This is a genomic window from Ferrimonas sp. SCSIO 43195 (assembly GCF_023716685.1).
Classification (GTDB): domain Bacteria; phylum Pseudomonadota; class Gammaproteobacteria; order Enterobacterales; family Shewanellaceae; genus Ferrimonas; species Ferrimonas kyonanensis.
Window position 1 is genome coordinate 3,433,841 of the sequence record NZ_CP072679.1, and the last position, 12,851, is coordinate 3,446,691.

Sequence of the window (12,851 nt, forward strand, 5' to 3'; positions counted from 1 at the left end):
AGCTACACTCGCGAGCGCTGATTCAGCTCCGCCAGCTTCATGGTCACCGCTTCCAGCGCTTCGGAAGCGCCGCGGCCGAAGCGATTGGCCAGGTTCTTTTTAATCACATAGCTTAACTTCAGTACCTCTTTGTCCTTGGCCTGTTTCATCAGCCAGTCGTCGGAGGTGCTCAGCTCATCCACCAGCCCCAGATCCAACGCCTGAGTCGCAAACCAGTGTTCGCCGGTGGCCACCTTACCCAGATCCAGCTCGGGGCGATAGCGGCCGATGAAGTCCTTGAACAGACCATGGGTCTCTTCCAGCTCCTCGCGGAACTTCTCTCTAGCCGAGTCGGTGTTTTCACCAAACATGGTCAGGGTGCGCTTAAACTCACCGGCAGTGTGCTGTTCAAACTCAATGTTGCTCTTTTTCAGAAGCTTATTGAAATTCGGAAGCTGGGCAATGACACCGATAGAGCCGATGATGGAGAACGGCGCCGCCACAATGTGGTCCGCCACACAGGCCATCATGTAGCCACCGCTGGCCGCCACCTTATCCACCGCGATGGTCAGCGGAATGCCCGCCTCCCGCAGCCGCGCCAGTTGACTGGATGCCAGGCCATAGGCATGCACCATGCCACCGCCACTCTCCAGTCGCACCAGCACCTGATCCTGCTTGTCGGCCACCGTCAGCAAGGCACTGATCTCCTCTCGCAGACTGACCACCTCGGACGCCTCGATGCCGGCTTTAAAGTCCAACACAAACACCCGGCCATCGCGGGGCTTATCGACGTTGGCTTTCTCCTCTTTCTGGCGGGCCTTTTCGGCTTTCTTCTCCGCCTTCTCTTTGGCCTTCAGTTGCTCCTTAGTCAGCAGCGCACCCTCGAGGTGATGCTGATAGTCTTCCAACTGGTCCGACAGACAGGTGACCTGCAGCTCGCCCTTCTGGCCACGCTGCGAGCGCCCGACCTGGGCCGCCACCAAAATGATCGCCACCACGGCTACCACCAGGGTCAGGGCCTTTGCTAAAAACAGGCCGTACTCAAATAAAAACTCCAAAATCAGCTCCCTAGCTTTGTTTGGCCCTTATTCTATAACGAATCCAAAAAAAAGACCCAGCCTTGGCTGGGTCCTGTTCAGAGTTTACTCAGTTCAGGGACAAGGCTGAGTCACCACGTCGTTGCTCACCGGCAACGACATCCCCAGGCTGGCAGCAAATTCGGCCACCTGAGCCTGCATTTCAGCCGTAGTCGCGGCGGCATTGACGCCGTCGGTCACGCCGGGAATTTCGTTGGGGCTCAGCAGCGAACCGTGGTGGCCCTTGCTAAAGCGCACCGCACCACTGGCGTCGGCCCCCTGCAGAGTTTCATCCACACAGCCCAGGCCGATGGCGGCAATCAGAGGCTCGGTTCCCGACAGAGGCGCACCGGCCACGGTATTGGGCAGCACCTGGTCCGGCAGGTTGGTGTCGCCGTCGCCGACGATCTCCTGCACGTGCACCTTGGCATTGGTCGCCGCCAGGGTCGCCGCATGGTTGATGGGATCAATCGCCTCAATCTGAGTCTGAATCGAGAACATCAGCGGCGGAATCACCTCCTCCTGCACCTGTTTGGCAAAGGCTTCGTATTCAGGCGTACCCGGCTCGGGAACCGGTACGCCGGCTTCCTCCGCCAGCACCTTAATCAGCTCATTCACCAACAACGGGCCAAAAGTGGCACTGCCGGCAAACACTCCGGCCAGACCGGCGGCCGGCGCCGACAGCGACGCCGCCTGAATGGTGTAAGGGTTCATCTCGGCTGGAACGCCGTCGATTGGCAGGTTGGCGTAGGTGGTCAGGTCGGCACCGGTAATGGCACCCAGGCTCAGCCCCTGCATGGTGACCTTGGTCAAATCATAGGTCGGCGCACCGCCGGCTCCCACTTCGGCCATGACCATGCCAGTGACTGCCGCCCGCACTGCCAGGTGGTCAATCAGCGCCTGACGGAAGTTATCCCGTACGGTCAAACCGCTGCTGATGTTGATGAACACCAGACCAGAACCATTGGCAAACTGCGGCCCAAAACTCGGGTCACTGGCGCTGATCTCGTACACGCCGTCGCCATTGAAATCAAAGCCACGCTCACCGTGCAGCGGCATGTCGATGGCAATGGTAGCCAGACCCGCCGCCGACATGGCGCCAGAATTGGCCAGGGTGGTCTCCTTGGTGGTGCTCAATCCGTGCAGCGCCATGCTCAAAGGCCAGCCGGTGGCCGGCTTGGACACGGTAATGCCCAGCGCCGCCAACTTGGCCTCATTCGGCATGGTCATCAGCACAGGTACCGTCTGTGCCGACTTCGGAGCCGGTACCGGGTTGAAGCGGGTCAGGTGCTGCTGCACATCCAGATCGCTGCCGTCGTCGGCAAGGATGGTACAACCGACAATCTCGGCCGGGTTGGAGATCGCTTCCACCGGATCGCGACCACAGGCCACCACCTGCTCAGAGAACTTCTCCAGCGTCAGGGTGCCCGCCTGCAGCGCCTGCAGCACCGCCAACGGGCTGTCCCCCAGAGCACGCCAGGTGCTGGAGATGGTCGGGTCCGCCGGCGTCGGCGCGGTCAGGTAGTAAGGCAGAGTCAGTTCGGCCTTAAATACGTCGGTGGCGTCGGCCAACAGATAGGCGACACCGTCGGCCGGTGTCAGCGGCAAATAGTTGGCGGCGGTACCGGCTGGCATCGGCGGTGCGGTCCAGACCGGTTTAAATGGCGCGTGCTCGTCGGCGGGAGACACCACCAGTTGCTTGGTGATCTCCAGTACGTCAAACACCGATTGAGTGGTGTAGACGCCACTGTAGGTGATGCTGTCCGGGTCGACACCAAATCCGGCGGCCAGGCTGCCTTCGTAGTTGTTGACCAGCGCCTGCAGGTCTCGGGAGCTCCCTTCCGGCAGTGGCTTGGTATTAATATCTAACTTCAGCTGTTTATAGGTTTCCGAGGCTTGCAACTGGCGGCCATCGGAGTCCTGCAGCAGATCGGTGGTGATGTACAGGTAACCACTGGTGGCTGGCAGCGGCTTCAGCGGCTGGGCGATCACGGTGTTGCCGGATACGGCGGTAACAAAGTCGCTGCCCCAAACCAGCTCCTCGCCCACCTTACACACGCTCAGTGACGGCGCAGCGCTGCACTCGGCATCCGGCGACAGGGCGCCGCCCAGAGTCACGGAGAACACCCGCACGGCACCGGCCTGGGCCACGCTGGTGGCGTCAATGGTTAAGCCTTCCGGCAGTTCGATGTTCAGCTGAATCGGCTGCGTGGTGGACCAGCCATCCAGTGCGCCCAGGGCGACCGTAGGATCGGTGTAATCCGGCATATCGCCGGCGGCCACTTCATCGGGAATCTGCAAGGTTCCGTCGGGAGTCCCCAGGAACAACAGGTCATTCGGCAAAGGCAGCACACCATTTGCCGGATCAAAGGCCACACGGGCTGAAACTGGAATCGGTTTGGCGTTGTTCACGTCGTCGTTGTAGCTGTCTCCGTTACAGCCTGACAGTGCCAAAGCCGACAGGACGGCAGTACTAACCAGCAGTCGTCTCATTTTCTCTCCCCAATCCTTGTTGTAACCCACGGCTGCCCCCAAGGGATTAAGGGCTGAACAGGTCTGCGACCGTGAGTATTAGTTTTGTTTTCCGTAATTAATTTCGTCACAATAGACGCGATTCTGGCGAATATGACGCTCTATATGCCGATTGCGACCTATTTCAAAGTAACGCAAAAACCATAACTTAGCTACATTTTTGCAACGAGCAACCGGTTCTGTGGCCCTAACAAAGCAATCAAATGTTTAAAACAACTGTTTGCCGCCGCCGCAAAGCCACAAATGACGCGTATTACAAAAAAAGGATGGCGTTAAAGGATGTTGGATTACAGCCCCAAAAAAGATCTGCTTACTGACAAGGTAATCCTGGTCACCGGCGCCGGAGACGGCATTGGCCGTCAGGCTGCCCTGACCTACGCGGCCCACGGTGCCACCGTGATTTTACTTGGCCGCAGCGTCAACAAGCTGGAAGCGGTGTACGACGAAATTGAAGCCCTTGGCGCGCCACAAGCGGCGATCATTCCGCTGGATATGCAGGGCGCCACCGAGCAGAACTATATCGACATGACCGACACCATCGAGGGCCAGTTCGGCCGCCTCGACGGCGTGCTGCACAACGCCGGTATGCTCGGCAGCCTGACCCCCTTGGAACAGGTCTCCACCGAGATGTTCAATGAGGTGATGCAGGTAAACCTAACCGCTCAGTTCGTGATGACCAAGGCACTGATGCGCTTGTTCCGGCAGCAAAATGCCGGCTCCATCATCTTCACCTCTTCCGGCGTGGGTCGCAAAGGCCGGGCATTCTGGGGCCCCTACGCCATCTCCAAGTTTGCCACCGAAGGGATGATGCAAGTGTGGGCCGATGAACTGGACGACACCCAGATTCGGGTCAACTGCATCAACCCCGGCGCAACCCGCACCAAGATGCGCGCCCTGGCCTACCCGGCCGAAAACCCGGAAACCCTGAAGACGCCACAGGAACTGATGCCGCTGTACCTGTACCTGATGGGCGATGACAGCCTCGAGGTTAATGGCCAGAGCATCGACGCTCAGCCCAAATAGCCGTCACGGCACCGCTGATTCCAGGCGCGGGCTGATCACATTCAGCCCGTTTTTTTTAAGACAGGGCGCAATACTGGCCAAACCTTTGCCGCATTCATAAGCACTCTGTAACGAATTCATTATAATAGCCTGACTTAAGAGGGTTTAATGATGAAACCGACGCCAGGTCGTGACACACTAGATGCCCCGTTATGATGCCCCTATAGACAGAGCCCTTTTGAGCCAATGAAATGGAATAATGCTGCCCCCCTTCCCTCTGCAGCCAAACGGAACAGCAAGCGCTCGGACTCCGGCCTCAAACCTCTTTATGGCGCCGTGGCAGCTTCGGCCATCTTTATCTTTACCCTGGCCCTGACCATCAGCGCCGCCAAGACCATCGAAAACTACGAGACCGACAAGCAACGCAACCAGATCTACGACTTCCTCAGCAGTGCCGAAGAACGCATGGTCTCCGAGGTCGCCAAGATTCACTCGGCCATCTACCTGGCCGCGTCCTCCATCCAGCAGCACCACCAACAGCCCGACCTCAAGCAGCGGTTTCAGTCACTGGCCTATCTGGTGCTGCAGAATAACCCCAGCGTCCTCAGCCTGGATATTGCCCCGGAGGGACGCATCTGGGCGGTCTACCCCCAGATCAGCAACAATGCCATTGGCCACGACACCAGCGACACCCTCTCCAGCCGCGAGGCAAGGCGACTGCGAAAGGCGGTGATGGGCGGCCCCTATACCCTGTACGCCGGCGGCACTGGCCTGGTGCTGAGCCAGCCGATTTTCGTCTCGGACAACGCGGAAAATCCGCCGCTGACACCGGCCGATGGCGAGCGGTTCTGGGGCTACATCAATGCAGTGATGCGCTTTGGCGACAGCAAGATGCTCAGTGGACTGGATATCCTCGCCAACGACACCATCAACTACAGCCTCTATTGCGGCAACGTCATCGCCAAGCATGTGTACAACAACAGCGGCGACCCGGTGGAAAAGGGCCTCAAACGCAGCTTCACCGTCGATGGCCTCAGCTGTGAGCTCAGGGCCGAATCCAAACTGCAACAGCAGACCCCGATCTCGGCGCTGTTTATCTTCCTGTGCGGCCTGGTAACCGCCACCCTGATGAGTTTCTGGGCCTGGCAACAGAGCACCGCCAAGCGGCAACTGGAGCTGCTGGTGGCGCAAAAAACCAAGGCTCTGCAAGACTCGGAACTGCAGTTTCGCGAGCTGTCGGAACGCTCACTGACCGGCATCTTTATCATCGTCCACGGCCGCTTTACCTATACCAACCCCACCATGTGCAACACCCTGGGTTACAGCGCCGATGAACTGTTCGCCATCAAGGATCTGTCGGAGCTGATTCATCATCAGGACTACCTGCGCATTCAGGAATGGCTGGACGATCCCAGCACGGTGGAAAGCCCCAATAACGAGCGGGACAGCCAGCATCTGCACCAGCGGGTGCGCTGCTTCAACAAAGCCGGGGTCACCAAACACCTGGAGTTTTACTGCGTGACCACCGAATATCGCGGCGAAACCGCCATCTTCGGCTCCATGCTGGACGTCACCAGCCAGGTGGCCGCCGAGCGTAAGATCACCTACCAGGCCTACTACGATCAGCTCACCGGCATGCCCAACCGGGCGTCATTTCAACAGCGAATCAAGCAATCCATCGCCGCCGCCAGTGGCCATCAGCAACTGGCGTTGATGTTCATCGACCTGGATAAATTCAAGACCATCAACGACAGCCTCGGCCACGACTACGGCGATCAGTTGTTGAAGCTGGCGGCCTCGCGACTCAAAACCTCGTTAAGAAGCGATGACTTCATCGCCCGCATCGGTGGCGACGAGTTCTCCATCCTCATTGAGGACTATCAGGATAAACATCAGATAGAACAGATCGCCCAGCGGGCCATCAATGCCTTTAAGGAGCACTTTACCCTCAAGGGCAAGAACTTCTACATCGGCCTGAGCATCGGCATCTGCCTGTACCCCAATGACGGCGAAGACGCGGAAACCCTGCTGAAAAATGCCGACATCTCCATGTACCTGGCCAAGAATAGCGGTGGCTCCAGCTACAAGTTCTTTGACGAAAGTGAATCCCACCTGTTCTACAGCAAACTGGATCTGGAGAACGAACTGCGCAACGCGTTGGATCAAGGCGGGCTGCACCTGGAGTATCAGCCGCAAAACTCGCTGGTCAGCGGTGACATCATCGGCACCGAAGCCCTGGTGCGCTGGTACCATCCGGTCAAAGGACGGATTCCTCCGGTGGAGTTCATTCCGGTGGCCGAGGAGAGTAGCCTGATACTGGAGCTGGATCGTTACGTACTGGAGCGGGGCTGTAAGCAGTTGGCGCAGTGGCAACAGAAAGGCATCAACGTCAAGCTGGCCATCAATATCTCTTCGGCGCAGCTGGAGAAAGGCGATCTGCTGGGGCTGGTCAGTACCTGCCTCGATACCTACCAGATTCAGCCAGACAGGCTGGAGCTGGAGATCACCGAAAACTCACTGATCAAGAGCCCAACCGAAGTGGCCGCCATTCTCAGTGGTCTGCAGGAGATGGGGGTCAGCATCGCCATCGACGACTTTGGTACCGGCTACTCGTCGTTTGCCCTGCTCAAAGATCTGCCCATCAATAAGATCAAGCTGGATAAGAAGTTCATCGACGCCATCGAAACCGATGCCAAGGATCGCAAGATCATCAACACCATCGGCGAGCTGGCACGGTCACTGCAGTTGCAACTGATTGCCGAAGGGGTAGAGAGCAACTCCCAGGTAATGCGGCTCTTGGAATGCGGCTGCTATCAGGGCCAGGGGTTCCTGTTTGCCCGCCCCATGAGCGCCAGTGACTATGAAGAGATGCTGGCCCACAGCCACATCATCGACTAATCCCGGTCACAGGCACAAAAAAACCAGCCACTTGGCTGGTTTTTTATTGGCTTGCGCTTAGCGCTTCGGCCCCTTCGCCGGGCGATGCTTCTTAACGGCACGGCGAATCTTACCGGTCTTAATCTTGTTCTGACGTCGAGCCGCCTGCTTGTCCTTATCCATCAGGGTGCGGGACTCGGTGCCCAGGTCCACCAACTTGCGCAGGTAGTTAACCTGGTCCAGCTGCAGCTCTACCCAACCGCCGCGAGGCAAGCCTTTCGGCAGCGTGATGTCACCGTAGCGGATACGCATCAGGCGAGACACTTGCATTCCCTGGCTTTCCCACAACCGGCGCACTTCACGGTTACGCCCTTCACTGAGGATGGCGTGGTACCAGTGGTTAAGGCCTTCGCCGCCCGCGGCAATCAGTCGCTTAAACCGAGCCGGACCGTCTTCCAGCTCAACGCCGGTGCGCAGCGCCTGCAGATTCTGCTCGGTGACTTCGCCAAAGACCCGTACGGCGTACTCCCGCTCCACTTCCCGAGATGGGTGCATCAGCCGGTTGGCCAGTTCACCGTCGGTGGTAAACAGCAGTAATCCTGAGGTGTTGATGTCCAGGCGCCCCACGGCCACCCAGCGACTGCCGCGCACTTTAGGCAAACGATCGAACACCGTCGGCCGCCCCTGCGGGTCGGTGCGGGTACAGAGTTCGCCTTCCGGCTTGTAGTACGCCAGCACTCGGCAAATCACTTCATTTTCAGCCTGAATGGACACCAGGTGGCCGTCAACCCGAATCAGAGCATCGGTACCGGTCTCAACCCTATCGCCCAGCTTGGCGACACTGCCATTCACACTCACTCGACCGGCCTCAATCACAGCTTCCATCTCACGACGGGAACCGTGGCCAGCTCGAGCCAACACCTTCTGTAGCTTTTCGCTCATCAAATCTCTTCTTTAATGTACGGAGTCTGCGCTTTTGCCGGTATCGAGCAGGGCCTCGATGGCACCTTCATCACTCAATGCCGGCAACTGTGCCAGACTCTCCAGGCTAAAATACTGCAAAAATGCATCGGTAGTCGCATAGAGGGCGGGCCGTCCCGGCACCTCCTTATGTCCCACTACCTTAACCCAATCTCGTTCTGTCAGGGTGCGGATAATATTGGAACTCACCGCCACCCCACGAATTTTTTCAATCTGTCCCCGAGTCACCGGTTGCCGATAGGCAATCAGAGCCAGAGTTTCCAGCAGCGCCCTGGAGTAACGGGGCGCTTTCTCCTGCCACAGGGCACTTAAATGGCCGCTCAGATCCTGGTTGCTCTGAAACCGGTAACCACCGGCCACCTTGACCAGATTAATGCCTCGACCGGCGTAATCGCCTTCCAGCTCGTCCAGCACCTCGTTGATGCGCCCCTGGCTGACCTGCAGGCTGGCCAGCACACTCTGGCGCAACCCCTTGGCAGACATCGGTGCATCTGCCACAAACAACGCCGCCTCAATCAACTGCTTTAACTGAGTGTCATTAATACGACTCATGCTCGGGCTCTCACGTAGATGGCACTGTCAGGCTGGGCCTGTTGAATCTCAACTAAGCGCTCTTTCGACAACTCCAGTATCGCCAAAAACGACACCACCACACCGGCGCGCCCCTCTTCCGGCGTAAACAGAGCCACGAAGGGCGTAAAACGTTCCGGTCCCAATTGACTCAGGATGCGGCTCATCCGCTCCCGGGTCGACAGGGCCTCGCGCGCCACCTGGTGCTGTTCAAACAACTCCGCTTTAGCCAGCATGCCCCGCAGCGCCGACACCAACTCGTCCAACTCTACCTGGGGCGGCACCACCTGGGGCACCAGGTTAGCGGCACGGGCCGCCTGAGCCACCCAATGTTCGCGCTCCAGCCGAGGCAGTTGGTCCATCTGCTCGGCCGCCTGCTTCAGCACCTCGTAGGCCTGAAGCTGGCGAATCAGCACCATCCTGGGGTCGTCTTCCTCCCCCTCTTCGGTAGCCGGTTTGGGCAGCAGCAACCGGGATTTTACCTCCGCCAGCGTCGCGGCCATCACCAGGTACTCCCCCGCCAACTCCATCTGCATCTGATCCATCAGTGCAATGTAGTCCATATACTGACGTGTGATCTCAAACACGGGGAGATCCACAATATCCAGTTTATGACGACGAATGAGGTACAGCAGCAGGTCTAACGGTCCCTCAAATGCTTCGAGAATAACCTCGAGGGCATCTGGCGGAATGTACAGATCCGCAGGCAACTCCACCATTGGCTTGCCGCGAACCACGGCAAGGGGCAGAGGAGGCTGAACCGTTAATGGGGCTTGAGTCATATCAGATCATGCTCATAGCAAACGCCGCTATTATAGGTATTTGGGGGTAAAAAGCTAACCATACTATAAAAACGGAGTCGAATCCCCCGCCCCTTCACGAACCACAACCACGTCATCGTCGCTGCAATCCACCACCGTGGTCGGGCTTTCGCTGAGGTAACCGCCGTGAATGATCAGATCCACCTGGTGTTCCAAACGGTCACGAATCTCTTCCGGATCCGACTCGGCGAACTCTTTCCCTGGCAAAATCAGGGTGCTGGACATCAGCGGCTCACCCAGCGCTTCCAGCAACGCCAGGGCAATGGCGTTGTCGGGAATGCGAATGCCGATGGTCTTACGCTTGTCATTCAACAACCGGCGCGGTACCTCTTTGGTGCCTTTGAAGATAAAGGTATAGGCCCCCGGGGTATTGTTGCGCAGCAACCGGTACGCCTGATTGTCCACTTTGGCGTACAGAGACAACTCCGACAGATCCCGGCACACCAGGGTAAAGTTGTGGTCACTGTTGATCTGACGAATGCGGCAGATCTGTTCCAGCGCCTTTTTATTGCCAATCAGGCAACCGATGGCGTAACCGGAATCGGTGGGATACACCACCACGCCGCCGTTGCGAATGATGGCCACAGCCTGGCTGACCAGCCGGGTCTGCGGGGTTTCAGGGTGTACATAAAAAAACTGACTCATACTTCCTCCAGGCCAAGCCGTTGCCAGACACCGGGAAGATCCGGCAGATGCAGATGCCTTCCCAGTTCAATCCAACGGCCCGGTTGATGAAAATCACTGCCGACCGAAGCCAGCAAACCGTGCTCCTGGCACAGTTGGGCTAAAAATTGTCGCTCCTGAGGTGGCTGCTGACACAACACCACCTCCATGCCATCCCCTCCCACCTCGGCAAACAGCGCCAACAGCTTGCGCAGCCATTTGTTGGAGAGACGATAGCGGCAAGGGTGGGCAAGCACCGCCAGCCCCCCCGCCTGGTGAATCACCGCCACGGCGGTCTCGATATCACACCAGTTATTGGGCACGTAACCGGCCTTGCCCTTGCCTAAATACTTATCGAAGGCCGCCTGTTGTTGGCTGACCAGTCCCCGGTCCATCAGTACCTTGGCGAAATGACCACGGCCGACCGCACCATTACCAGCCTTGCGTTTGGCCTCCTCATAGACCCCGTCGATGCCCCGCTTCGCCAACCGCACTCCGATCTCCAGCGCCCTGGCCTCACGGCGCTGACGCTGCTGCGCCAGCAGTTCCACCATTGCCGGTTCGGCCGGATTGATGCCCAGCCCGACGATGTGGATATCGAAACTGTGCCAACGCGCCGAGATCTCCACCCCGTCGATGATGGTCAATCCGGTTCCCGCCGCCGCCCGGTGCGCTTCCTCCAGGGCATCGGTGGTGTCGTGATCGGTAATGGCCAGCACCGCCAACCCCTGATTACGGGCACGACCCACCAGTTCACTCGGAGTCAGGTCACCATCGGAGGCCTTGGTATGGGAATGGAAATCAAACTTCATCTATCGCCTTTTGACCGCGCCTTGGCAATCTCTCATCAATACAAAACCGCCAGGAAGCTGGCAAAACGTAAACCGGGAAAAAACAACGGGACAGGACAGTCCAGGCAACTAACCCGCATTCTGTTCCCTCTATTGTACGTTAGTTTGTAATATTCGCACCCCCAAGCACGGCTAACCGCGGCATTGGCCTGCAATTATTCGCCGATTCAATCTGCGTCCTGGGGCCACAGCACTTCTGTTACAAACAGCAACAAGGCATTTGCGCCAAAGGTGTTGACACCTCAGCTCCAGCAAGGTAATTTTGCTGTAAACGCCAAGCGTAAACTTATAGATACGGATTTACAGCAATGACTCAGGTTTCCATCTTCACCTCAGCTCACACCACTCAGTGGTGGTGGCGCATCCCAAATAAGCGGGGTGTACGGTGGCCTGTGCCTGAGTAAAAAGAGCACAAACCAAACATCAAAAACCCGCTTTTTAACCGAAGCGGGTTTTTTTATACCTTTTTGACGAGAATATGAACATGATCATTATCTTAAAACCACATGCCAGCAAAGAAGAAGCGCAAAAGCTGCTTCAGCAAATCGAGCAAAAAGGCCTCAAGCCACTGTACATGCCTGGCGTGGAACGTACCGTTATCGGCGCCATCGGCGACGAGCGTGTACTGCAATCCTTACACCTGGACAGTCACCCGCTGGTGGATCAAATCAAGCCCATCCTGTCCTCCTACAAGCTGGTCAGCCGTGAACTCTACCCCATCGACACCCGGGTCAAGGTGGGCCGCCACGCCGTCGGTGGCGAAACCTTTACCGTTATCGCCGGCCCCTGTGCGGTAGAAAGCCAGCAGCAACTGGACGGCATCGCCGATTACCTGACCACCCACGCCGTGGCCGGCATTCGCGGTGGCGCCTACAAACCCCGCAGCAGCCCCTACAGCTTTCAAGGCCTGGGCGAAGAGGGGCTGAAGATTCTGAAAGCCACCAGCGACCGCACCGGCCTGCCAACCATTTCCGAGGTGGTGGACGCCAACGACGCGCCGTTGATGGCTCAGTATGTCGACTGCCTGCAGATCGGGGCCCGCAACATGCAAAACTTCCGCCTGCTGGAAGCCGTGGGCAAGTTGGACAAGCCGGTTCTGTTGAAGCGAGGCATGAGCGCCACCATCGAGGAGTTGTTGCTGGCCGCCGAGTACATCGTCAATGCCGGCAACCCCAACGTGATTCTGTGTGAGCGTGGCATCCGCACCTTCGAAACCGCCACTCGCAACACCCTGGACCTCAACGCCGTGGCGTACCTGAAGCAGAAAACCCATCTGCCGGTACTGGTGGATCCCAGCCATGGCACTGGGGTCAGAGAGTTGGTGATTCCACTGGCCCGGGCGGCGGCGGCAGTGGGCGCCGATGGCATCATCGTCGAAACCCACACCAACCCGGCCGAAGCGCTGTCCGACGGACATCAAAACTTAGATCCGCAGCAATTTGATGATTTAATGAGCTCACTGAAACCGTTTGTGGAAGCCGCCGGAAGGAGACTGTAAT

10 protein-coding genes are annotated in these 12,851 nt (G+C 58.0%); 3 read left to right on the top strand and 7 right to left on the bottom strand.

What is annotated here, in order from left to right; all coding sequences use genetic code 11:
* Nucleotides 1-2: 2 nt before the first annotated feature.
* Together sohB and J8Z22_RS15900 are read right to left on the bottom strand one after the other, a co-directional pair.
* Nucleotides 3-1,037 carry a protease SohB gene (gene sohB, locus J8Z22_RS15895; RefSeq protein ID WP_252007038.1) on the bottom strand — a complete coding sequence of 345 codons (1,035 nt, stop codon included), beginning with the start codon at nucleotides 1,035-1,037 and terminating at the stop codon, nucleotides 3-5.
* A gap of 93 nt (nucleotides 1,038-1,130) precedes the next feature.
* The gene (locus J8Z22_RS15900) at nucleotides 1,131-3,548 is read right to left on the bottom strand and encodes a VolA/Pla-1 family phospholipase (protein ID WP_252007039.1); all 2,418 of its coding nucleotides are present in this window, start codon (nucleotides 3,546-3,548) and stop codon (nucleotides 1,131-1,133) included.
* A gap of 318 nt (nucleotides 3,549-3,866) precedes the next feature.
* Here J8Z22_RS15900 and J8Z22_RS15905 point away from each other — a divergent pair, with 318 nt between their 5' ends.
* Complete coding sequence (locus J8Z22_RS15905; RefSeq protein WP_252007040.1) at nucleotides 3,867-4,610, top strand: YciK family oxidoreductase; 744 nt, start codon at nucleotides 3,867-3,869, stop codon at nucleotides 4,608-4,610.
* 225 nt (nucleotides 4,611-4,835) lie between these two features.
* Nucleotides 4,836-7,487, top strand: a complete 2,652-nt coding sequence (locus tag J8Z22_RS15910; RefSeq protein WP_252007041.1) for an EAL domain-containing protein — start codon at nucleotides 4,836-4,838, stop codon at nucleotides 7,485-7,487.
* Nucleotides 7,488-7,544: 57 nt separating this feature from the next.
* On the opposite strand, the gene rluB is transcribed toward J8Z22_RS15910, so the two are convergent.
* The 5 genes from rluB to J8Z22_RS15935 form a co-directional block, all read right to left on the bottom strand.
* Nucleotides 7,545-8,408, bottom strand: coding sequence for a 23S rRNA pseudouridine(2605) synthase RluB (gene rluB, locus J8Z22_RS15915; RefSeq protein ID WP_252007042.1), 864 nt, complete (start codon nucleotides 8,406-8,408; stop codon nucleotides 7,545-7,547).
* Nucleotides 8,409-8,420: 12 nt separating this feature from the next.
* Nucleotides 8,421-8,999, bottom strand: a complete 579-nt coding sequence (gene scpB / locus J8Z22_RS15920; protein WP_252007043.1) for an SMC-Scp complex subunit ScpB — start codon at nucleotides 8,997-8,999, stop codon at nucleotides 8,421-8,423.
* Nucleotides 8,996-9,799, bottom strand: coding sequence for a ScpA family protein (locus tag J8Z22_RS15925; RefSeq protein WP_252007044.1), 804 nt, complete (start codon nucleotides 9,797-9,799; stop codon nucleotides 8,996-8,998). The genes scpB and J8Z22_RS15925 overlap by 4 nt, the downstream gene beginning before the upstream one ends.
* Before the next feature lie 63 nt (nucleotides 9,800-9,862).
* Nucleotides 9,863-10,483 carry an L-threonylcarbamoyladenylate synthase gene (locus J8Z22_RS15930; RefSeq protein WP_028112964.1) on the bottom strand — a complete coding sequence of 207 codons (621 nt, stop codon included), beginning with the start codon at nucleotides 10,481-10,483 and terminating at the stop codon, nucleotides 9,863-9,865.
* Complete coding sequence (locus J8Z22_RS15935) at nucleotides 10,480-11,313, bottom strand: PHP domain-containing protein (RefSeq protein ID WP_028112965.1); 834 nt, start codon at nucleotides 11,311-11,313, stop codon at nucleotides 10,480-10,482. The genes J8Z22_RS15930 and J8Z22_RS15935 overlap by 4 nt, the downstream gene beginning before the upstream one ends.
* Nucleotides 11,314-11,836: 523 nt before the next feature.
* On the opposite strand from J8Z22_RS15935, the gene J8Z22_RS15940 reads away from it, so the two are divergent.
* Nucleotides 11,837-12,850, top strand: a complete 1,014-nt coding sequence (locus tag J8Z22_RS15940; protein WP_028112966.1) for a bifunctional 3-deoxy-7-phosphoheptulonate synthase/chorismate mutase — start codon at nucleotides 11,837-11,839, stop codon at nucleotides 12,848-12,850.
* The last annotated feature ends 1 nt before the right edge of the window (nucleotide 12,851 follow it).